The organism is Micromonospora sp. ANENR4 (assembly GCF_015354395.1).
In the GTDB taxonomy this organism is placed as follows: domain Bacteria; phylum Actinomycetota; class Actinomycetes; order Mycobacteriales; family Micromonosporaceae; genus Micromonospora; species Micromonospora aurantiaca.
Window position 1 is genome coordinate 1 of sequence record NZ_JADKYQ010000026.1, and the last position, 21,128, is coordinate 21,128.

The following is a 21,128-nucleotide window of genomic DNA, read 5'->3' on the forward strand; positions in this document are numbered from 1 at the left end:
GCGGGCACTTTTACTACGTTACCTCACCGTCTCTGCCGTGTCAAACCGTGTGTCCCGGTCTGTCATGCTTCGTACGGGTCGGCGCCGATGAGCACGCGCAGCAGTCACCCGCTGCGATGATCATCGGATTTGGCAGGCCGGCCGCTGCGGTTTCCCGCTAGCTCGCCCGGTGCCCTGCCGGTCGACAACCTTACCCGGTCGGTTCCGCTCCGCCAAATCCGCCCTGCGGCGTTTCGGCGGGCCTCGCCCGGACCGCGTCCTCGCAAGATCTCAGTCTTGGTCGTACCCGGTGCCACCGTTGTTCGATGCTCCCGGGTTTCGTCCCGTTTGCCCCGTTCCGCGCTGGCAGAGAGAAAGTTACGCGTCTGCGGGTTTGAACGTCAAATCGAGGGGTAGCGGTGCGCGTCACACCCGTCCGCAGCGCCCGCGATCAAGGAGTTCGCGTGCCGATCGACGTCCCCACCGGACACAAACTCCTTGATCACCGGGGTGGGGCGGAGGGCGAGGAGGGGGACGGGTGGGAGGGGCGGCGGGCGGCGCGGTAGGCGCGGATGCCGAGGACGCCCACAGTCGTGCCGATGGCCAGGGACGCGGCGATCAGCAGGGCGTGCACCCAGAGGAATCCGGTCGGGCTGCCCTCGCCGACGACGCCCGCCGACCAGGCGCGCTCGTCGTTCCAGATGGCGACCGCGAACCTCGGCCAGATCGCCCACGTCCAGACGCCGACGGCGACCAGGAACAGCGACCAACCACGTGACAGGACCATGGTCGGCCAGTATGCCAGCGCGCCGTCCACCCAGGTCAGGACCGCGGTCGGGCGCGGCAGGCGTTTCCGTTCCCGCCGCTGGGGCACTGATTCCGTCGAGCCGATTCGACGGAGGTGCCACCGATGCAGCCGTTCAACCCGTGGACCTGGCGGGATCCGTCCGCCCTGGCCGGTGGGTACGACCAGACCCGGCCCACAGACGTACCGGAACAGCGCACCGGCGAGGCGGACGACGGCCCGGACGCCCCCGGCCCGGGTACGCCGATCGACCTCACCGGCTACCGGGTGGAGGCGACTGACGGCCGGATCGGCTCCATCGACGAAGCAAGCGAGGACGCGGACGCGCGGTACCTGGTGGTGGACACCGGTCCGTGGATCTTCGGCAAGAAGGTGCTGCTGCCGGCCGGCACTGTCGCCCAGGTCGACCACCTGGACCGCGTCGTGCACGTGGACCGCACCCGGGAGCAGGTGAAGGAGTCGCCGGCGTTCGACGCGGACCACTTCGCGCACCCGGAGTACCGCGAGCGGGTCGGCAGCTACTACGCGGAGAGCTATCGACAGCAGTAAGCGCGGCAGGAGGCAGCGGCGCGGGCCGGTGAGCGGTTACCGTGTCAGTCATGGTCCGGCCGCGCAGCTGCCTCCCGGAGACCCGTAGCGGTCTCCCGGGCCACGCTGTCGACGGCCGGGAGCAGATCCTCGACGTACTCCGTGCCGGCGGACTCCGTTTCCGCGCCGGCGGGCGATGGCGGCGCTCGTTCTGACGAGCCCGCTCCACCGACCCGGGTGACACCCGGGTCGCGTCTCCCCGCCATCGAACGGCACGAAAGGCGTACGACCATGTCCTCTGCACGCATGCTCACCGGCGACCGCCCGACCGGCCGGCTGCACCTCGGCCACTACGTGGGCAGCATCGCCAACCGGGTGCGGCTGCACCAGCGCTACGAGAGCTTCTTCATCATCGCGGACCTGCACATGCTCACCACGCGCAACAGCCGCGCGGACATCGAGCAGGTGGCGCACAACGCCCGCGAGATGGTCACCGACATCCTCGCCGCCGGGGTGGAGCCGGAACGGGCCACGTTCTATCTCCAGTCGGCGATCCCCGAGGTCGGCGACCTGAACACGCTGTTCCAGAACCTGATCACGGTGCCTCGGCTGGAACGGGTGCCGTCGCTGAAGGAGATGACCCGCGACGCCGGCAAGGACGAGATGCCGTACGGCCTGCTCGGCTACCCGGTCCTCCAGGCCGCCGACATCCTCTGCGTGAAGGGCCAGGTAGTGCCGGTCGGGAAGGACAACGCCGCGCACGTCGAGGTGACGCGGGAGATCGCCCGCCGGTTCAACCACCTCTACGGCGAGGTCTTCCCGGTGCCCGACATGCTGATGTCGGAGACGCCGACGCTGGTCGGCACCGACGGCGCCGGGAAGATGAGCAAGAGCAAGGGGAACGCGATCGCGCTCTCCGACGACGCGGCCACGGTGCGCCGCAAGGTGATGGGGATGTACACCGACCCGAACCGGGTCCGCGCCGACGTGCCGGGCACGGTCGAGGGGAACCCGGTCTTCGAGTACCACGACATCTTCAACCAGGACCGGGCGCAGGTGGCGGACTTCAAGGCCCGCTACCGGGCCGGCCGGGTCGGTGACGTCGAGGTCAAGGAGGCGCTGGCGACGGCGCTCAACCGGTTCCTGGACCCGATCCGGGAGCGCCGGGCCCGCTTCGAGGCGCAGCCCGGCCTGGTCGACGAGCTGATCGTCACCGGCACCGAGCGGACCCGCGTCGAGGTGCGCCGCACGCTCGTCGAGGTGCGCCGGGCGATGGGCCTGAGCAGCGCGTACACCCAGGTGCGGCGCCGGGCCGAGCGCTACCGCAAGGCCGTCGCCACCTCGGCCTGACGACGAGCCGGTCCGGGGTACGCGCTTGCGCCGACCCCGGACCGGCCGGTTACGCTGCCGGCATGGCCAGCTCGCACGCGTACCCGATGACGTCCCCCGACGTCCGGCTCGGCGCGCTGCGACGCCGGCGGTCCCGCGACCGCCTGCGCTGAGCCTTCCCCTCCTGCGACCGGCGGATCGAGCCGCCGGTCGTCATCGATCGTCCTCGCTCCGCCGTCGCGTTCCCGTCAGGTGATCCGCGCGGCGGATCCACAGCGAGATCGGCGTACTCATGGATCTTGAAAGGTTGCTTGCCGACCGGCTGGCGCCCGCGTTCGCGGCGGTGGCCGGCATGCCGGTGGACCCGGCCGTGCGGCGCTCGCAGCACGCGGACTTCCAGTCGGACGCGGCGCTGGGGCTGGCCCGGCGGCTCGGCCGTCCGCCGCGGGAGATCGCCGCGGAGGTACGGGAGCACGCGTCGCTGGCCGACGTCTGCGCGGCGGTCGAGGTGTCCGGTCCGGGTTTCCTGAACCTCACGGTGGCCGACCACGCGCTCGGCGGGCTGGTGTCCGCGCTGGCCGCCGACCCGCGGCTCGGGGTGCCGCCGGTGGCCGAGCCGGAGACGGTGGTGGTCGACTACTCGGCGCCGAACGTGGCGAAGGAGATGCACGTCGGGCACCTGCGGTCGACGGTGATCGGGGACGCGGTGGCCCGGACGCTGGAGTGGCTCGGGCACCGGGTGCTGCGCGCCAACCACCTCGGCGACTGGGGCACACCGTTCGGCATGCTGATCGAGCACCTGCTCGACCTGGGCGAGGCCGGGGCGGCGCAGGAGCTGTCGATGGGTGACCTGGACGGGTTCTACAAGGCGGCGCGGGCGAAGTTCGACGACGACCCGGCGTTCCAGGAACGGTCGCGGCGGCGGGTGGTGGCGTTGCAGGGCGGCGACCCGGCGACGCTGCGGCTGTGGCGGCTGCTGGTGACGCAGTCGGAGAGCTACTTCCTGACCGTGTACGACCTGCTCGACGTGACGCTGACCGGCGCCGACTTCCGGGGCGAGAGCAGCTACCACGACCAGCTCGCGCCGACCGTCGACGAGCTGGACCGGCTCGGGCTGCTGCGGCGCAGCGACGGCGCGGACTGCGTGTTCCCGCCCGGTTCGGTGGGCCGCGACGGCGAGCCGTTGCCGCTGATCGTGCGCAAGTCCGACGGCGGGTACGGCTACCCGGCCACCGACCTGGCCGCCCTGCGGCACCGGACCGGCACGCTCGGCGCGACAAGGCTGCTCTACGTGGTAGGCCTACCGCAGCGGCGGCACTTCGAGATGGTGTTCGCGGTCGGCGCGCAGGCCGGCTGGCTGGCCGCGCCGGCACGGGCCGAGCACGTCGGCTTCGGCTCGATCCTCGGCCCGGACGGGCGGATGCTGCGCAGCCGGGCCGGCGGGTCGGTGAAGCTGGTCGGGCTGCTCACCGAGGCTGTGGAGCGGGCCACCGCGCTGGCCCGGGAACGCAATCCGGAGCTGGGCGAGGCGGAGGCCGCCGCGGTGGGGCGCGCGGTGGGCATCGGCGCGGTCAAGTACGCCGACCTGTCCGGCGACCGGCACAAGGACTACGTGCTGGACTGGGAGCGGATGCTGTCGCTGGACGGGAACACCGCGCCGTACCTCCAGTACGCGTACTCCCGGGTCCGGTCGATCTTCCGGCGGGCCGGCGCGGCGGCGCGGCCGGACGCGGAGGTCTCGCTCACCGAGCCGGCCGAGCGGGCGCTCGCCATCGAGCTGGTCGGCTTCGCCGCGGTGGTCGAGGAGGTGGCGGGCACCCTGGAGTTCCACCGGCTGACCGCGTACCTGCACCGGCTGGCGGTCGCGTTCAGCGCGTTCTACGAACGCTGCCCGGTGCTGCGGGCCGAGGGTCCGCTTCGGGACAGCCGGCTCGTGTTGTGCGAGCTGACCGGGCGGGTGCTGCGGCAGGGCCTGGACCTGCTCGGCATCCGTACCCCGGAACGGTTGTGAGGCCGACCGGACACCTCCTGGGCATAGCCCTTTGGGCAGCTTGTGGGCCTGATTCGCGCGTATCTATGGTCGGTGCGTCTCCGCGAGCCCGACATGGGGGTGGGTCATGCCCGAACGTCCGACTACCGGCTCGGCGGCGGTGGCACCGTCGTGAGCACCACCGAAGCACCGACCACGATCGTCTGGGACGGCGCGTCCCGGATCCGCCGCCTCGCCGCCACGATCGCACTCGGCGAGACGGCCGGCGTCCTGGTGCCGGTGGTGGTGATCGCGCTGATGGCCCGGATCAGCGTCGAGGCGATGTACGTGCGCTCCCTCTACGTACCGTTGGCGCTGCTCTTCGCCGCCCTCCAGGTGGGCTTCGACGTGAGCAACCAGGTCTCCGCGTCGGTGAGCCGCGGCGCCGGCCGGGCCAGGGACGTCCTCCCGGTCGCCGCCAGCATGGCCCGCGTCGGCGTGGCCGTCTGGGGCACCGTCAGCCTCGTACTGATCCTGGCGGCGCCCTGGCTGGCGGCGCTGCTGAACGTCCCGGACGCGTCGGTGGGGGAATTCGTCGCCTTCACCCGCTGGGCCTGCCTGGCCAACCTGATCTTCTTCCCGACCGTGCTGCTCTCGTCGAGCCTGCGCGGCTACGGCCGGCCGGGCTCCGCGGCGGCCGTGGTGCTGACCGGCGCGGTCCTGGAGGTGGGCGGCGTCGCGGTCCTGGGCTTCGGCACCGACCTCGGCGTGTACGCGCTTCCGGTCGCGATCGCGATCGGCGGCGTGGCCGCGCTGACCGTCGGCATGGTGCAGGTGTACCGCTGCGGACTCTGGACGGCGAGCGGGCCGCTGACCTGGCGGCCGGAGGCGATCGGGCGACTGACCGGCACCGGACTGCCGGTCACCGCGTCGTTCGTGGTGATGGCCGTGGCGAACGCGGGCCTGCTGTGGGCGCTCAGCCCGTTCGGGCCGGACGTGGTGTCCGGGTACTCGGCGGCCGGCGCGCTGCAGAACCTGCTCATCGTGCCAGCCTCGGCGCTCGGTTCGGCGACCGCGATCGTGCTCAACCAGATGCGGGGCGCGGGGCGGCCCGGCGAAGGGCCGGCGGTGTTCGGGGCCGGACTGCGCCTGACCGCCGCGGTGTACGCGGTGCTCGCGGCCGCGATCTGGTTGGGCCGGGAGCCCCTGGCCGCGCTGCTGGCTGGTGACCCGACCGTCGCGTCGGAGACCGCACGGTTCCTGGGGATCGTCGGCCTGACCTACCTCGGTCTGGGCCTGAACGTGATGACGCTGCTCCTTCTCGAACAGGTCGGCGGGGGCCTGATCGCGCTGCTGCTGAACGTGCCCTACTTCGGGGGCATGGTCGTCGTCGGCAGCGCGCTGGCCCGGACCCAGCAGGATCCGTCGGCCCTCTACTGGACGATCGCGGTGCTCAACGCCTGCGGCATGCTGCTCGTCCCGCTCCTCACGTGGCGGCACGTCCGCCGGACCAGCCGGGCGGACGCCCGGTGAACCGCCCCGAATGGCGGGCGCGGGACGTTCGCCTGAGCGTCACGATCATGCACCATCCGGCTCGCGACGTCGCCCTGGACGTGCTCGTCGATGCGTGCCGCCCGCTGGAGGCACGCATCGTGCACGACCCGGACCCCGACGCCGCGCGCAGCCCGTTGCGGACCGCGAAGGTCGCCTGGGCCTCGATCGCCGAGGGCGCCACGCACCACCTGGTCCTGCAGGACGACGCCCGGGTCTGCGACGACTTCGCCGCGCACGTGCTGGCCGCCATCGCGCGCCGCCCGGCACACGGCATCGCCCTCTACACCGACTGGAGCAGCCCGCAGAACAGCTTCCTGTGCCGGCTGGCCGCGGTCGCCGGATCGCCGTGGGCAGCGCTGTCCCCGATGGAGTGGATACCGGCGCTGGCGTTCCTGCTGCCGGCCGACGTGGCCGCGGACCTGGCCGCCTACCTGGCGCCGATCCCCGACGAGGTCACCGACGACGACCAGATGATCGCCCGATACTGCCGGGAACGCGAGGTGCCGATGCTGGCGACGGTGCCGCACCTGGTCGACAACCGCGGGCTGCCGACCCTGATCGCCGGGCACGGCGGCCGGCACCATGCCACCGTGTGGGCGCCGCCGGTGCCGTCCGACACGCACTGGGAACTCGACCCCCGGATCGACGCGACCCTGGCGTCGCGGTCCCGCTACCGGTCCCACGACGAGTACGTCGTGCAGGTCAAGGACTCGCGCTGCCTGATCCGGCTGCTGCGGCCGCACACCGGTGAGCCCGGCGGCAACGAGTTCTGCTGGTACTGGGCGGACTGGTGCGACCTGCTCGGGGTCGGCGCGGAGGAGGTGACGACCGCGCTGGCCGCGTACCTGGACAGCCGGCCCGGGCCGCGACCGCAGGCGCGGGCCGCCCTGGAGATCTGGGCCGCCGGATACCTGCTCGGGCTGGAGGCCGCCGCGGTCCGCCGTGACCTGCCCGTCCCACTCGGCCCCGCCCACCCCGCCCGGATCCGTTCGGCCGTGTCGACCTGGGTGGACTCCGGCCTGACCGCCCCGGACGGCACGGCCCTCGGCGCCGCCGGCCGGGCCGCGCTCATCGACCTCGGCGTGGCCGCTGTCGCTCTCGGCCTGCACCGCCGGAGCCCTGACACCTTCGTCACGGCCGGCGTGCCGGCCGACGCCAGTGGAGAGGACATCCGACATGACCACGCTTGCCACGACTCCTGACCCGGCCCTGGGCACCGTGGTCGAACGGATGGCGCTACGCGAGGTGGCAGCCCACTTCCTCGTTCCGGCCGATCAGCCGCCGGGGGTGATCCGCCCGCCCGCACCCCCGATGGCGGTCCGGATCATGACCTGCCCGGACTGCGGCGCCGACGCCGACACCTTCGGGGACGCGGGCGTCGCGTTGCCCTTCGCGGAGTGGCGGATCGTCGCCGCGGACGACCCCGACGCCGGCGACCTGCCCACGCTGACGGTGCTCGGCTGCGAGTGGTTCGCGCCGCGCGCGATGCTGCCGGTGGCGATCGCCATCGAGCGGTTCGGCCCGGTGTCGGCGACCGGCTTCCGCAGCCGCGCGGTGGCCGTCACCGAGCTGCGTGGCCTGCCGTTCGACGCCGTCCTGGCGGCCCTCGACGAGCAGGAGAGCTGGGCCGACGCCGTGTGCGCCGGCAGCGGCCTGCCGCCGGGGCCGGCGCGGACCGTACCGGCCGCCAGCCGGCTGGTCAGCTCGGCGGCCACCTGGGCCGCCTTCCGCGCCTCGGTCACCGCCCGGTTCCTCGGCCCGCACGCGTCCGACGCCGGACCGGGCCGATGGAACGAGCGGTACCTGGAGAACCGCCGGGACGCGGCGGTCCGCACGCTGGACGGATACGCATCGTGTCCGGCCTGACCGCCGACGTGCGCTGGCAGCCGGCCCGCTTCACCGGTTCGCGGGCGGTCGTCGAGCACCTGACGTGGGGTCAGGTGCTCGTGGAACGCGACATCCGGCGGATGCCGCCGGGCACCGCCTACAACGTCACGGTGCCCGTGCTGATCCCCGACGGCGTGGACCTGGCGATGGTGTGCGCCGCTGTGGGCGCGCTGACCGGCCGGTTCGAGGCACTGCGTACGCGGTTCCCGCGGCGGGACGGCCGGCTGGTCCAGGAGGTGCTGGACAGCGGCAGCATCCCGGTCGGGGTCTTCTCCGGCGACGGTCCGGCCGAGCGGTTCACGGCGACCGCCCGGGAACTGGACGAGCAACTCCAGGCGACACCGTTCGACCACGATCGGGACCTGCCGATGCGCGTCCTGGTCTGCGTGCACCGGGGCGTGCCCCGGGCTCTGGTGCTCTGCATCGCTCACCTGGCCGCCGATCTGCAGAGCAGCCGCCTGGCGGCACGGGTGCTGGCCGAGATGCTGGCCTGCCGGGCGGCGGGGCGCCCCGATCCGGCGACTCCGGAACTGGTTCATCCCGCCGACCTCGCCGCCTTCGAGCGTTCCCCCCGGGGCCGTACGGTCAGCGCCGCCGCCGTGGCCCACCTGCGCCGGCAACTGAACGCGGTCCCGCTCGACAACTTCGCCGCGCTCCGGCCGGTGGCGCCGGCCGAACCCCGGTTCTGGCGCGGTGTCCTGGACTCGCCGATCTCGGCGCCGGTGCTGGGGATGCTCGCCGACCGGTACCGCACCAGCACCGCCACCGTCGCGCTCGCGGTGACCGCAGCCCTGCTGGGCGTGGTCGCCGAGACCGACAGGTGCGGATTGCTGCTGGTCGTCGGCAACCGCACCACCGCCGCACAGCGGGCCTCGATCGGCACGCTGACGCAGCACATGCCGGCCGTCGTCGACCTGACCGGGCCGGCCTTCTCCGACCTGGTCCGGCACTGTTGGGGCACTGCCGTGCGGGCCTTCCGGCACGGCCGCTTCGATCCGGTGGACGGGTGGGCGGCGCTGGCCGAGGTGAGCCGGGAACGCGGCGCCGAGCCGGAGATCAGATGCTTCTTCAACGACATGCGCGGCGCACCGGAGACGCCGCCCGTCACCGCGCCGATCGACAGTGACGTGGTGCGGCGGGTCCTGGCCGAGCCGCGCTTCCGGTGGACCGAGCGCCGGCCGGCCGGCGCCTCGTTCTTCATGGAGGTCGGCGACGTGCTCGACACCCCGGGGCACCTGCGCTGGACGCTGCTCGCGGACACCACCCTGCTGCCCCCCGACCTCATCCGTGCGGTCCTGGCCGGAGTGGACCGGCTGCTGGTGCGACTGCTCGACACCGATCTGCTCCTCTCCGAGGTGGGCGAGGCCGCCGGCCTGCGCGGCGTGGTGGTCCCGCACTGAACGATCCGATCGACCGGGGCGGGGCAGCGGGGGTCTGCCCCGCCCCGGTCTCTCAGCCCTGGGCGGTGGCCGTCAGCTCCGGCTGCGCGTCGACGGCGTCCGGAGCGGAGGGGACCGGCGGCCGGCCACCCAGGAAGCGAGGCGCCCACCACGCGGCGCTTCCGAGAATCGCCATCGTCGCCGGGACCAGCAGCATCCGGACGATCACCGCGTCGATCAGGACGGCCAGCACCAGACCCAGGCCGACCTCCTTGATCGGCGCGAAGCCCCCGGTCATGAAGCCGGCGAAGGTGACCGCGAGGAGCAGGGCCGCAGCGGTCACGATGCCACCGCTTCGCTGCAGGCCCTCCCGCACCGCCTGGTCCGGGGCCGCGCCGGCGAAACGGCGCTCACGGATCCGGGACAGGACGAAGACCTCGTAGTCGGTGGAGAGCCCGAACGCGATCGCCGCAACGACCACCGGCACGGTCAGGTCGATGCCGTCGAGCCGCTCACCGCCGAGCAGGCCGACCAGGTGCCCCTCCTGGAACACCCAGACCACCACACCGAGTGCGGCGAACAGGCTGAGCAGGTTGGTGAGCACGGCCTTCAGCGGGATCAGCACCGACCGGGTGAACGCCAGCAGCAGGACGAACGTCGCCAGCAGGACGATGCCGCCGGCGATCGGGAGGCGGTCGCGCAGCTCCTGCTGGTAGTCGACCAGACGGGCCGCGTCGCCGGTGACCTGCACCGTGAAGGGTGCGTCCAGGTCACGGATGTCGCGTACCGCCCGGGCGGTGTCCGGGTCGCTCGTCGGGTTCTCCGGGGTGGCCTGCAGCACGGCCAGCCCGCCGCCGCTGCGCCCCGGGTTCACCACCGAGACGCCGGGCACCGCGGCGACCCGCTGCCGGAAATCGGCCAGGTCGGGGTCGTCGGCCGAGGTCCGGGCGACGATCGTGATCGCGCTCGGGCCGGCGAGTGCCGGGAAGTGCTCGCGCAACGCCTCGGTGAGCTGGCGGGTGGCACTGTCGGCCGGCAGCGACTTCGGGTTGCTGGTGTCCAGCCGCAGGTTGGTCGCGGACAGCCCGGCCATGAGCAGGCCGACGAGCACCACCAGCAGGGTGAGCACCGGCATCTTCTGCACCCCACGGGCGACCGCGGCGAACGACCGGCCGCGCTCCTTCCGGGCCCGGACCGGCTTGATCCGGTTACGCAGCAGCTGGAGCAGCGCGGGCAGCAGGGTGATCGCGGCGAGCATGTCGATCAGCACCACGGCGGCGCCGGCCACGCCGATGGACCGCAGGAACGGATCGGCGAAGACCACCAGGCTGGCCAGGCTGACCGCGATGGTCAGGCCGGAGAAGACGATGGTCCGGCCGGCGCGTTCGGAGGCCCGCACGAGCGCCTCCTCCGCGTCCTCGGTCAGCGCCCGCTCCTCCCGGAACCGGCTGACCATGAGCAGCGCGTAGTCGACGCCGAGACCGATGGCGAGCATCGTGGTGACCTGGATCGAATAGATCGACACATCGGTGAAGAAGCTCATCACCAGCAGCGTGGTGAAGGTTCCGCCGACACCGACGAGGGCGATCAGCAGCGGCAGCCCGGCGGCGATCAGCGACATGAAGACCAGCAGCAACAGGAGCAGCAGCAACGGCGCGGAGACGATCTCGGCCCGCCTGGTGTCCGAGGTGGCCTGGTCGTTGAACTCGCGGTCGGTGAGCGGGCCGCCGGAGACCACAGCCGTCGTACCGTCGATCCCGGTCAGCTGCGTCCGTACCTTGTCGGCCAGCAGGTCGCCCTGGTGCGCCAGCTCCACGTTCACCAGGACCGCCGCGCCGTCGGTGGCGACCGGGGCCTGGGTACCGAACGGGTCGGTCACCGCCAGCACGCCGTCGACGGCGCGCAGCTCGGTGAGCGCGGCGGAGACCTTCGTACGGAAGGCCGGGTCGGTGACCGAGCCGCCGGAGATGACCGCGTTGATCACCGGTGGCGCGAGCTCGGCGTCACCGAGCGCCTGCGCGCCCTGCTGCGACTCGCTACCGGCGATGGCGCCGACGCTTGTCGTCATCCGGGCGAAGACGCCGTTTCCGACAGTGAAGCCGGCCGCTGCGATCACCAGCCAGATGACGAGCACGACGGCAGGGCGCCGGCGAGCGAAACGCGTAACGGCACGGATCATCACACAGCTCCTCAGGACGGAAAGACCGATGTGATCTCATCCTGATGAAGCGGGCCCTCCGGCAGATCGCCGCCGAGAGCCAAATCCGGTCTCACCCGAGCGAGGGAGAGCGCTCAGTCGAGATCCTCACCGGGACTGATCAGTCCGGCCTCGTAGGAGAAGACCACCGCCTGCACCCGGTCCCGCAGGCCCAGCTTGGCCAGCACGTTGCTGACATGGGTCTTGACGGTGTGGTCGCTCACCGTCAGCCGGGCGGCGATCTCGGCGTTGGAGAGCCCACGAGCGACCAGGCACAGGATCTCCCGCTCCCGCCCGGTCAGCTCGTCCAGCCGGGCCGGCGGGCGGATCGCGCCCTGGGGCCGTCGCAGCAGGTCGGCGATCACCCGCCGGGTCACCGTCGGGGCGAGCAGCGCCTCGCCCTTGGCGATGACCCGTACCGCTTCGACCAGCTCGGCCCGGCGCATGGTCTTGAGCAGGAAACCGTTCGCGCCGGCCCGCAGCGCGTCGTGCACGTGCTCGTCGACGTCGAACGTGGTGAGGATGAGCACCCGCGCGTCGGTGGTGGCGCAGATCCGGCGGGTGGCCTCGATGCCGTCGATCGGGCCCTCCATCCGGATGTCCATGACCACCACGTCCGGCTTCTTCTCGGCCACCACCCGCAGGGCCTCCAGGCCGTCCGCCGCCTCGCCCACCACGGTCAGGTCCGGCTCCGCGTCGAGGATCATGGCGAAGCCACCTCGGACCAGATCCTGGTCGTCGACGACCACGATGCGCACCATGGGGCGCCACCCCTCGATTCGTAGCAGCTCATTCAGTGGGCAGGACGGCGCGCACAGTGAAGCCGCCGCCGTCGGGACCCGCTCCGACGCACAGCTCACCACCGCAGGCGGTGACCCGCTCCCGCATGCCCATCATTCCGTATCCGCCGCCGACATCCACCGCACCGATGCCGTCGTCGGTGACCGTGACCCGGATTTCGAGCGGGTTGAACTCGATCAGCACGTCCACCATCGACGCCCGCGCGTGCCGGATGGTGTTCGTGAGCGCCTCCTGCACCACGCGGAAGACAGTGGCGTCCACATCGGCGGGCAGGGGCCGCTGCTGGCCGCGCCAGCGCAGTGCCGCCTCCAGGCCGCCGCGGCGCGCCTCGCCGAGCAGTCGCGGTACGTCACCCACCCCCGGGACCGGAGCCGGCGGCTCCTCGCCCTCCGCCGAGCGCAGCGCGGCCAGCGATCGCCGGAGCTGGGCGATGGCGGACCGGCCGCTCTCGGCGATCACCTCGAAGGTCTTCTCGGCCCGGGCCGGGTCGGTGCGGGCCACCACCGGCCCGGCCTCCGCCTGGACCACCATGATCGCGACGGTGTGCGCCACGATGTCGTGCACCTCGCGGGCGATTCGGTTGCGGTCGCGCGCGGCGGCGGCGGCCCGTTCCTCCTCCTGGCGGGCAGCGCGTTCCTCGAGCACCGCGATCCGGTCGCCGCGGCCGCGGGAGGCGATCCCCATGCTGTACGCCGCCACGTACGCCATCCCGACGTACCCGAAGGTGGCGGCGTTCTCGCCCGGGACCACGAGTGAGACGACCACCCCCACGGCCTGCACCCCGATCGCGACCTGCCGCCAGGGGGACGGGCTCAGCGACGCGAACGTGTACGTCGCGACGAGCGGCCCGAACGGCAGCGGCGGCATCTGGTGTGAGAGCCCGAGGACGCTGATCGCCAGGCCCACAGTCACCGTGGTGAGCAGCGGGGCCCGCCGGCGCCAGATCAGCGGTAGCGACGCGCCGGCGGCCACCAGGATGTGCCAGACCTTGCCGTCCTCGGAGAACGTCACCGGCAGGGCGGTGCCGACGAACACGGCCACCGCGATCAGCCCGTCCAGCCAGAGCGTGGCGTTTCGGGGCAGCCGCGCGGGTCGTGCCCGCGTCCGGACGGCGGCCGGAAGAGGCATGGACAACGGCACGATCGGCTCCTCAACGCGCGACGGTCCCCAGTATGCGGCCCCGGCGGCCGTCCGGGGCGTACGCGCGCGCTCGGACCGCCGTCGATGTCCTGTTCAGGACATCGAGGTGGAGACCGGGACGAGCGGGTCGGTTGAATCGAGTTCTGTCGCAGAGAGAAGGAGGCACCACGTGGGCGCAGTCCGCGTCGCCATAGCCGGGGTCGGCAACTGTGCCGCGTCGCTGGTGCAAGGCGTCGAGTACTACCGGGACGCGAGGACGACCGACACCGTTCCCGGCCTCATGCACGTCGCCTTCGGCGACTACCACGTCGGCGACATCGAGTTCGTCGCGGCTTTCGACGTGGACGCGAAGAAGGTGGGCCGGGACCTGTCCGAGGCCATCGTCGCGAGTGGCAACAACACCATCAAGATCTGCGACGTGCCCCCGTCCGGGGTCGTCGTGCGGCGTGGCCCGACACTCGACGGTCTCGGCGAGTACTACCGGGAGATGATCGAGGAGTCCGACGAGCAGGCCGTCGACGTGGTTCGCGCACTGCGCGACTCCGGCGCCGACGTCCTCGTGTCGTACCTGCCGGTGGGCTCGGAGGAGGCCGACCGGTTCTACGCCCGCTGCGCGCTGGAGGCGGGCGTGGGGTTCGTCAACGCGCTGCCGGTGTTCATCGCCTCGGACCCGGTGTGGGCGGCCCGGTTCACCGAGGCCGGCGTGCCGATCATCGGCGACGACATCAAGTCGCAGGTGGGCGCCACCATCACCCACCGGGTGCTGGCGAAGCTCTTCGAGGACCGCGGGGTCCGGCTGGAGCGCACCTACCAGCTGAACTTCGGCGGCAACATGGACTTCATGAACATGCTGGAGCGTCGCCGGCTGGCGTCGAAGAAGCTGTCCAAGACCCGCGCCGTCACCTCGCAGGTGCCCCACGAGATGGCCGCCGGCGACGTGCACATCGGCCCCAGCGACTACGTGCCGTTCCTGGAGGACCGCAAGTACGCCCTGGTCCGCCTGGAGGGGCGGGCGTTCGGCGACGTGCCGCTGCAACTGGAGTACAAGCTCGAACTCTGGGACTCGCCCAACTCGGCCGGCGTGATCATCGACGCGGTCCGGGCGACCCGGATCGCCATGGACCGGGGGATCGGCGGACCCATCCTCTCCGCTTCCTCGTACTTCATGAAGTCGCCGCCCGAGCAGTACGACGACGCCGCCGCCCGGGACGCCGTCGAGCGCTTCATCCGCGGCGAGGTCGAACGCTGACCGACGGGTGACGGGGGAGCCGGAGTCCGGCTCCCCCGTCGTCGTTCGTCACGGTCCCCGCCTCAGATCGCCCTGGAACTCGTGGTGGTGGCAGACCGCGGGATCCGCTCCGGCCAGCGCCACGGCACCGCGGAAGGCGCCGTGGTCGGGCAGGTCCCGCAGGAAGTAGGCGCCGGGCAGCCGGCCGGACGGATCACGGATCACCGCACCGCTCGCCGCGCCGGGGACCGGCAGCCGCAGCCCGAGCGCCAGGCGCGCACCGGCGGCCTTGACGCACGCCTCCTTCCGGGTCCACAACCGCAGGTAAGCGGCGTAGGCGCCGGCACCGGCGGCCGCCACCAGCGCGGCCTCCGCGGGGGTGAAGAAGCGCGCGGCCATCCGCTGCGGATCCAGCCCGGGCCGGGGGTGGTCCAGGTCCACGCCGACCTCCCGGCCGGCGAGCGCGATCACCGCCCGTTCCCCGGCGTGCGCGAGGCTGAAATGCAGCGAACCGCCCGGCAGGTACGGCCGCCCGAGCGGCTCGCGGCGCAGCGGCAGCGCGGTGGGCCGCAGGTCAAGCCGCCCGGCGAGGATCCCGTTCAGGGCGGCGTGCGCCACGACGAAGCGACGGCGCCCGTCCGGATCGCCGATGTCCGCGGCGCGCCGCAGTTCGGCCGCGCCGAGCCAGCGGGCGGCGTCGACGTCGCGGTCCAGGTGGACGGTCCAGACGTCGACGCCGCCCGGCTCAGTCACGGTCGAGTTTGCCCTGGACGAGGCCCTGGAAGGTGTTGAGTCGCTGGATGTTGCCGGTGCCTTCCATGAATTCGACGCCCCGGGCGTCGCGGATCAGCTTGTCCAGCATCGGCTGCGTGAGCCGTGCGCCGGGGCCGAAGTACTCCAGCGCCTCCAGCGTCACCTCCTCGGCCAGCCGGGCCGCCCGGGCCTTCGCCGCCGAGGCCAGGTGTCCGTTGGCGGGCTGGGCGTCCACGATCGAGGCGGCCTGCCAGATGAGCTGCCGTACGCCGTCGATCCGCCGGCCGGTCCGTTCCCAGCGCAGCCGCTCGGCCTTGGACAGCGAACCGCGCTGCTCGATGACGTAGTCGTGCGCGGACCGGGCGATGCCCAGCGCGATCGCCGCCACGCCCGGCCGGAGACGGTTGAACATCTGCACGCCGCTCCACACGCCGCGCCGGGTGGGGCTGAGGTGGCGGCCGAGCACCCGGTCCTCCGGGACCGGCACGCCGTCCAGGGTGATCGCGCTGAGCTGGGCGCCGCGCAGGCCGATCGTCGGGATCGGCTCGGCCTTGAAGCCGGGCGCGCCGGTCTCGACGAGCACCGCGGTGGCGCCGAGCGGACCGGGCCGGTCGCGGGCGAAGACGACGCCGACCTGGGCCCGGGCGCCGTTGCCGATGTAGCGCTTGGCGCCTCGCAGCAGCAGGCCGCCCTCGCCGTCGGGGTCCAGTCTCGTGCCCATCGCCCCCGCGTCCGAGCCGTGGTCGGGCTCGGTCAGCGCGAAGAAGGTCCACGTCGGCGCGGCCAGCAGCCGGCCGTAGAACCATTCCTTCTGATCCCGGTCGGCGAGCAGGTCGACGAGCACCCCGGACAGCGAGGCACCGGGGGACGCGAGCATCATGCCGGCGTCCCCGGCGGCGATCTCCTCGGCGAACACCACCCGTTCCATCGCCGTCATGCCGTCGAACCGGTACCCGCCGATGAGCGTCCGGTCCGGCAGCCACGGCGCCGGGATGAGCATGGTGGACAGGTGCCGTACGGCCGGGTTGTCCAGGCACCGGTACACGGTGTCCGGGTCACGGTCCAGCTCCAGGGCCGTCGAGCGCAGGTCGCGCGCCCAGTCCCGGGCGTGCGCCCGGGCGGCGGTGAGCCGGTCGTCCAGTTCGATCACGGCGTCCACTCCTGTCCACCGATCCAGGCATCGGCCAGCAACTCCGACGCGTCGACCACAGCGCCCGGCCCGTCCGCGGTGAACCCGCTGGCTCCGAGCAGGCGCAGCAGCATCCGGTCGGCAACGGTGATCTGCCGGTGCAGCCAGGCCAGGGATCCGGCCGGGGGCGGCGTACCGGTGAGCCGGACCTTGATCTCGATCTGCTCGGTGACGGCGTCCGCCAGCGCACCCTTGATCATCTGTTGCAGCAGCAGCGGGGTGTCGCCGACGCGGCGGTCACCGAGGTGGGCGACTGTGACATCGAGCAGGGCCTCGGAGAGTCCGAGCCGGAGCCCGGCCAGCGCGGCCATCCAGTCCGGCCAGGGTGCCGGCGCGCCGACCGGGCCGGGTGCGCCCCGGTAGCGGACGGCCGCCAGCCGGCCGTCCGGTGTCTCGACAGTGCCGAGCCGCTCCACGGCGGCCGGGTCCAGGGCGGCGACGGTGTCCCCGGTCCAGACCCGGCCGGCGTCGTGCAGCGCCGGCTCGGGCAGCACGCAGCACCCGGTCGGGCCGCACGGCAGGGCCCGGTCCGCCAGCGCGGCGTGCATCGCGGTGAGCGTGGCGGTGAGCCCGCCGGTCCGGGCGCTGCGGCGGGCCTCCTCGGCGATCACGACCGCACCTCCGGGCCCGAGCCGGCGAAGACCGCCACGCACAGGGTGCCCGAGATCGGGTCGTGGTCCGCCACCGCGATCGGCCCGGCGGTGCCCGCCCGTTGCCGGGCAAGCTCGGCCCAGACACCCGCAGCACCCGACCCCGGCGCCGGAACGGCCTGATCGCCGCCGGTCAGGCCGGGACCGGTGATCAGGACGGCGTCCGCCGGCACCAGCTCGTCGAGCAGCGTCCCGGCTGCCGCCGGTGACACGTCCGGTCGCTGGTGCACTGATGTCCCGTCCGTGCCGGCCGGTTCGAGCAGCACCGCCACCCCGACGTCGTGGCCGGGAACCGGATACCGGGGCCCGACCACCTCGTACGGGATCGTCGTCTGTTCCAGGATCAGCAGCAACGCCCGGCAGCCGGGGAAGTCGCCGGAGTAGGTCCCGAGCAGCCGCAGGGCGGTGAACGCCGCCGCCGGTCCCTGGTCGGACACCGCGAAGGCGAGCGGATCGCCCTGCACCAGCTCGTTGAGGTAGCAGGCGGTGACCCGGCGCGGGTCGCCGTCCGGGGTGGAGTGCGCGATGGCGATCAGATCCACCGGCGCCGCGAGGTCGAGATCGCGCACCAGGCGGTCCGCCATCCCGGTGAACGAGTTCCGGGCGGCCGCCGCGTGCCGGTCCCGGTCGAAGCGACGACCGTACAGCTCGGTCATGTCCGACAGGTACTCCTCGAGCAACGGATCGCCCCGGTACGGCTCCGGATCGGGGTCGAACCGGCGGGCGATCACCTGAGTCGGCCGGAGCCGGCCGGTACGGACCGACGGGGCCGGGGCGATGGACAGGAACATCGGCGTCAGGCCAGGCCCTGCTCGATGACGTAGTCGGCGAGCGTGCCGACCGACTCGAAGTGGTGCTGCTCCAGCGTGTCCGAGTCGATCACCACGTTCAGCCGGTCCTCGATGTGCATGAGCAGTTCGAGGACGTTCGTCGAGTCCAGCCCGAGCTCGTCCATCAGCCGGGTCTGCTCGGTCACCTGGACCGAGTCGCGGTTCAGCACCGCGACGACGGCGTCGATCATGTGGTCGACGACCGCGGCGCGGTCGACGGTGGCTTCCGAAGCCATGGTCATGGCGGGCCTCCTGTGTGCCGGTCGGGATGGGTTGTCAGTCGAGGATCTGCGGGCCGAGCAGGTCTTCGACGGTGTCGCGGCGGCGGACCAGGCGGGCCCGGCCGCCGTCCACCAGCACCTCGGCCGGGTGGCCGTGGCTGAGGAAGAGCACCGGTGAGGCGCTCGGGCCGTACGCGCCGGAGCGCAGCACGCCGACCAGGTCGCCCGGCCGCAGCTCGGGCAGTTCCACGTTGCGGCCGACGGTGTCGTTCGGCGTGCACAGCGGGCCGGTGACGTTCCACGGGCCGGCGTCCGTGCCGGCCCGGTTGAGCAGCCGCATCGGGAAGTTGCGCTTGACGTAGGAGCCGATGCCGACGGCCGCCATGTGGTGGTTCGTGCCGCCGTCGGTGACCGCGAAGCGCTCCCCCATCGAACTCTTCACGTACCGCACCCGGGTGACGTAGGTGCCGCAGGGCGCGGTCAGGTACCGGCCGAGTTCCAGCAGGAGCCGGGCCCCGGGGTGCGCGGCGTGGAACGCCTCGACCACCGGGTTGAGCAGGCCGGCGACCGCGGCCGGGTCGAGGTCCGGCTCGCCGGGGAAGTAGGCCACCCCGAGGCCACCGCCCACGTCGACGGCCTCCAGGACGAAGTCCAGCCGCTCGGCGAGCCGCTCGGCCAGGTCGATGATCCGGCGGGCGTTCTCGGCGACCACCCCGGGATCGAGGATGCGGGTGCCCAGGTAGGCGTGCACGCCGATGACGCGCACCCCGGGATGGTTCTTGACCAGGTCGGCCTCGTCGAAGAGCTGCTGCTCGTCGATCCCGAACTGGCGCGGTTTGCCGCCCATCGTGAGGCCGGAGCCCTTGACCGCGAAGCTCGGGTTGACCCGAAGCATCACCGGTGCGATGACGCCCCGCTCCCGGGCCAGCTCGTCGATCGTCGCCAGTTCCCCGAACGACTCGCAGACCAGCGCGAAGACGCCCTCGGACAGGCACGCCTCGAGTTCGCCGCGGCTCTTGCCGGGGCCGAGGAAGATGATGTCGCGCGGGACCACCCCGGCGGCGAGCGCGGTACGCAGCTCCACCATCGACGACACCTCCGCCCGGGCGCCCTGCGCGCCGAGCAGCGCGCAGACGGCCATGTTCGGGTTGGCCTTCAGCGAGTAGAAGATCTCCATCGCCGGATGCAGCCGCTCACGCAGCCCCAGGTACTGCCCGCGCAGGCTGTCCCCGTCGTACACGTAGAGGGGCGTGCCGAACCGCTCGGCCAGTTCGGACATGGCCACGCCCTGGATCGTCACTTCTCCGGTCACCGTCGTGTTCCTTCCGCCACGGCCGCCAGGCGGCCCGCGATCTCGGCGTCCATCGCCGTCAGCTCGTCCGCCGTCGGCGCGGTCAGCAGGCCGTACAGCCGGCCGTCCGCAGCTCCCCCGCCCTCCCGTACCAGGGCGTTCACCGTCGAGAAGTTCTGCACCACCATCCCGGCCGCACCGGCGGCGCTCAGCAGCCACGGCCCCAGCCCGTCGCGGACCTCACCGAAGCGCAGCGGCCGCGCCAGGCGCAGCGGGTACTGCCGGGCCAGCGCGTACCAGCCCGCCGGCACCAGGTGCTCCTGGAGGCCGACCTGGTAGGTCGACATGTTGTGCCGTGCGTTGATCTCCACGACCGGGTAGACGCCGCCCTCCGGGTCGAGCATCGCGTCCACCCCGACCACGCCGTGGTAGCCGTCGCGGGCCAGCCGGGCGCCGAGCACCGCGGCGCTGTGCGTCACGACCGCGACCTGCCGCGCGGTCAGCCCGGCCGGCATCCGGTGACCCTTGTGTACGCCGTTGGCGGTGACCGCCTCCTTGACGAAGTCGAAGTGCACCCCGCCGTCGCGGAACACGGTGAACTGGTAGTTGAGGTCGACGGTCTTGGCGACCCACTCCTCCACCAGCAGCGCCAGCCGCCGATCGCCGGAACGGTCGGCCCGGCGGCGCAGCGTCCGGTGGATCTGGTCCAGGCGCGCCGCGTCCCGGATCAGCAGCAGGCCCTTGCCGGACACCCCGTACGAGTCCTTGAGCACCACCGGCCGCCCCGCAGCGAGCAGCGCGCGGGCGTGTTCGACCGCCTCGTCCAGCTCCTCGACGGTCTCGCAGATCCAGCCCGCGGACTGACGCAGCCCCAGCTCGGTGGCGATCCGCCGGCTGTAGATCTTCCCGTTGACGGCCTTGCAGACGGCCGCCGGCGCCCCGGCCAGCGCGACACCGGTCAGCGCGGCGAGCGCCTCCTCGTCGGCGGAGACCCCGTGCGGGACGATCGCGGCCGCCCCCGCCAGGGCGGACAACCGGGCCAGCAGGGCCGGACTGTCCAGCGCGTCCTGGGTCACCGTGCGGTGCGGATCCTGGCGGTCGGTGGTCAGCACATGCGGCAGGGCCGTCCCGAGCGTCTCCAGATGGGCCAGGTGCTCCGGGTCCGGCCGGTCCTTGAGCACCACGTAGTCGTCCGGGCCGGCCAGCAGCAGGGCGAACTCGTCCATCCGGTTCACCATCGCGTCGCCCGCGGTCAGCGCGACGCGCGGCAGACCCGGCTCGTCACCGCCCCACCGCTGCTCGACCTCGAAGTTGCCGAGGAACACCAGAGGGGTCCGGTCGGTGCCCAGCAACGCCGTCCGCAGCCGTCTGACGAAGGGTTCCCGTGTCGTCGTCATA

The 21,128-nt window shown here is 72.7% G+C and carries 19 protein-coding genes; 8 read left to right on the plus strand and 11 right to left on the minus strand.

From position 1 onward, the window contains the following. Positions 1 to 481: 481 nt before the first annotated feature. Positions 482 to 766, minus strand: a complete 285-nt coding sequence (locus IRY44_RS29615) for an SCO4848 family membrane protein (protein WP_194803430.1) — start codon at positions 764 to 766, stop codon at positions 482 to 484. Positions 767 to 889: 123 nt separating this feature from the next. Between IRY44_RS29615 and IRY44_RS29620 the strand changes: the two genes are divergently transcribed. From IRY44_RS29620 to IRY44_RS29650, 7 genes are all read left to right on the plus strand, one after another. Next, a complete protein-coding gene (locus tag IRY44_RS29620; RefSeq protein WP_194803431.1) occupies positions 890 to 1,333 on the plus strand; it encodes a PRC-barrel domain-containing protein in 444 nt (147 codons plus the stop codon). A 270-nt stretch (positions 1,334 to 1,603) separates the two neighbouring features. After that, a complete protein-coding gene (gene trpS / locus IRY44_RS29625; RefSeq protein WP_194803432.1) occupies positions 1,604 to 2,662 on the plus strand; it encodes a tryptophan--tRNA ligase in 1,059 nt (352 codons plus the stop codon). Positions 2,663 to 2,933: 271 nt separating this feature from the next. Then, on the plus strand, positions 2,934 to 4,652 hold the full coding sequence (gene argS / locus IRY44_RS29630) for an arginine--tRNA ligase (RefSeq protein WP_194803433.1): 1,719 nt from the start codon (positions 2,934 to 2,936) through the stop codon (positions 4,650 to 4,652). Positions 4,653 to 4,802: 150 nt separating this feature from the next. Then, positions 4,803 to 6,143, plus strand: coding sequence for an MATE family efflux transporter (locus tag IRY44_RS31425; protein ID WP_194803434.1), 1,341 nt, complete (start codon positions 4,803 to 4,805; stop codon positions 6,141 to 6,143). Positions 6,144 to 6,190: 47 nt separating this feature from the next. Beyond that, a complete protein-coding gene (locus IRY44_RS29640; RefSeq protein WP_194803435.1) occupies positions 6,191 to 7,366 on the plus strand; it encodes a hypothetical protein in 1,176 nt (391 codons plus the stop codon). Then, positions 7,341 to 8,030 carry a hypothetical protein gene (locus tag IRY44_RS29645; RefSeq protein ID WP_194803436.1) on the plus strand — a complete coding sequence of 230 codons (690 nt, stop codon included), beginning with the start codon at positions 7,341 to 7,343 and terminating at the stop codon, positions 8,028 to 8,030. The genes IRY44_RS29640 and IRY44_RS29645 overlap by 26 nt, the downstream gene beginning before the upstream one ends. After that, a complete protein-coding gene (locus IRY44_RS29650) occupies positions 8,018 to 9,451 on the plus strand; it encodes a condensation domain-containing protein (RefSeq protein WP_194803437.1) in 1,434 nt (477 codons plus the stop codon). Before IRY44_RS29645 ends, IRY44_RS29650 begins: the two co-directional genes overlap by 13 nt. 52 nt (positions 9,452 to 9,503) lie before the next feature. On the opposite strand, the gene IRY44_RS29655 is transcribed toward IRY44_RS29650, so the two are convergent. The 3 genes from IRY44_RS29655 to IRY44_RS29665 form a co-directional block, all read right to left on the minus strand. Continuing rightward, positions 9,504 to 11,609 (minus strand): MMPL family transporter, encoded by a 2,106-nt coding sequence (locus IRY44_RS29655; protein ID WP_194803438.1) that lies wholly within the window; start codon positions 11,607 to 11,609, stop codon positions 9,504 to 9,506. Positions 11,610 to 11,722: 113 nt separating this feature from the next. Next, positions 11,723 to 12,388: a response regulator transcription factor gene (locus IRY44_RS29660; protein ID WP_030504405.1), complete on the minus strand. Its 666-nt coding sequence runs from the start codon at positions 12,386 to 12,388 to the stop codon at positions 11,723 to 11,725. A 28-nt stretch (positions 12,389 to 12,416) separates the two neighbouring features. Beyond that, positions 12,417 to 13,568 carry a sensor histidine kinase gene (locus IRY44_RS29665; protein WP_194803439.1) on the minus strand — a complete coding sequence of 384 codons (1,152 nt, stop codon included), beginning with the start codon at positions 13,566 to 13,568 and terminating at the stop codon, positions 12,417 to 12,419. Between the two features lie 169 nt (positions 13,569 to 13,737). On the opposite strand from IRY44_RS29665, the gene IRY44_RS29670 reads away from it, so the two are divergent. Continuing rightward, on the plus strand, positions 13,738 to 14,817 hold the full coding sequence (locus tag IRY44_RS29670; RefSeq protein ID WP_135242443.1) for an inositol-3-phosphate synthase: 1,080 nt from the start codon (positions 13,738 to 13,740) through the stop codon (positions 14,815 to 14,817). 48 nt (positions 14,818 to 14,865) lie between these two features. Here the strand turns inward: IRY44_RS29670 and IRY44_RS31430 are convergent, their stop codons facing one another. The 7 genes from IRY44_RS31430 to IRY44_RS29705 are packed head-to-tail and all read right to left on the minus strand — an operon-like array spanning position 14,866 to position 21,127. Further along, positions 14,866 to 15,549, minus strand: coding sequence for a 4'-phosphopantetheinyl transferase superfamily protein (locus IRY44_RS31430; RefSeq protein WP_194803440.1), 684 nt, complete (start codon positions 15,547 to 15,549; stop codon positions 14,866 to 14,868). Next, entirely contained in the window at positions 15,542 to 16,699 is a 1,158-nt protein-coding gene (locus IRY44_RS29680) for an acyl-CoA dehydrogenase family protein (RefSeq protein ID WP_194803441.1), read from the minus strand. Before IRY44_RS29680 ends, IRY44_RS31430 begins: the two co-directional genes overlap by 8 nt. After that, on the minus strand, positions 16,696 to 17,349 hold the full coding sequence (locus IRY44_RS29685; protein WP_194803442.1) for a hypothetical protein: 654 nt from the start codon (positions 17,347 to 17,349) through the stop codon (positions 16,696 to 16,698). The genes IRY44_RS29680 and IRY44_RS29685 overlap by 4 nt, the downstream gene beginning before the upstream one ends. After that, complete coding sequence (locus IRY44_RS29690) at positions 17,346 to 18,179, minus strand: hypothetical protein (RefSeq protein ID WP_194803443.1); 834 nt, start codon at positions 18,177 to 18,179, stop codon at positions 17,346 to 17,348. Before IRY44_RS29690 ends, IRY44_RS29685 begins: the two co-directional genes overlap by 4 nt. 5 nt (positions 18,180 to 18,184) lie before the next feature. Then, complete coding sequence (locus IRY44_RS29695) at positions 18,185 to 18,460, minus strand: acyl carrier protein (protein WP_209310374.1); 276 nt, start codon at positions 18,458 to 18,460, stop codon at positions 18,185 to 18,187. Positions 18,461 to 18,494: 34 nt separating this feature from the next. Then, the gene (gene lysA, locus IRY44_RS29700; protein ID WP_194803444.1) at positions 18,495 to 19,751 is read right to left on the minus strand and encodes a diaminopimelate decarboxylase; all 1,257 of its coding nucleotides are present in this window, start codon (positions 19,749 to 19,751) and stop codon (positions 18,495 to 18,497) included. Further along, a complete protein-coding gene (locus IRY44_RS29705) occupies positions 19,748 to 21,127 on the minus strand; it encodes an ATP-grasp domain-containing protein (RefSeq protein WP_194803445.1) in 1,380 nt (459 codons plus the stop codon). The genes lysA and IRY44_RS29705 overlap by 4 nt, the downstream gene beginning before the upstream one ends. Between the last annotated feature and the right edge of the window lies 1 nt (position 21,128).

What these genes read in the sequence shown, in the direction of transcription:
- IRY44_RS29615 (WP_194803430.1), bottom strand. Translation starts at nt 766, where the DNA reads ATGGTCCTGTCACGTGGTTGGTCGCTGTTCCTGGTCGCCGTCGGCGTC.
- IRY44_RS29620 (WP_194803431.1), top strand. Translation starts at nt 890, where the DNA reads ATGCAGCCGTTCAACCCGTGGACCTGGCGGGATCCGTCCGCCCTGGCC.
- trpS (WP_194803432.1), top strand. Translation starts at nt 1,604, where the DNA reads ATGTCCTCTGCACGCATGCTCACCGGCGACCGCCCGACCGGCCGGCTG.
- argS (WP_194803433.1), top strand. Translation starts at nt 2,934, where the DNA reads ATGGATCTTGAAAGGTTGCTTGCCGACCGGCTGGCGCCCGCGTTCGCG.
- IRY44_RS29640 (WP_194803435.1), top strand. Translation starts at nt 6,191, where the DNA reads ATGCACCATCCGGCTCGCGACGTCGCCCTGGACGTGCTCGTCGATGCG.
- IRY44_RS29645 (WP_194803436.1), top strand. Translation starts at nt 7,341, where the DNA reads ATGACCACGCTTGCCACGACTCCTGACCCGGCCCTGGGCACCGTGGTC.
- IRY44_RS29655 (WP_194803438.1), bottom strand. Translation starts at nt 11,609, where the DNA reads ATGATCCGTGCCGTTACGCGTTTCGCTCGCCGGCGCCCTGCCGTCGTG.
- IRY44_RS29660 (WP_030504405.1), bottom strand. Translation starts at nt 12,388, where the DNA reads ATGGTGCGCATCGTGGTCGTCGACGACCAGGATCTGGTCCGAGGTGGC.
- IRY44_RS29690 (WP_194803443.1), bottom strand. Translation starts at nt 18,179, where the DNA reads ATGTTCCTGTCCATCGCCCCGGCCCCGTCGGTCCGTACCGGCCGGCTC.
- IRY44_RS29695 (WP_209310374.1), bottom strand. Translation starts at nt 18,460, where the DNA reads ATGACCATGGCTTCGGAAGCCACCGTCGACCGCGCCGCGGTCGTCGAC.
- IRY44_RS29705 (WP_194803445.1), bottom strand. Translation starts at nt 21,127, where the DNA reads ATGACGACGACACGGGAACCCTTCGTCAGACGGCTGCGGACGGCGTTG.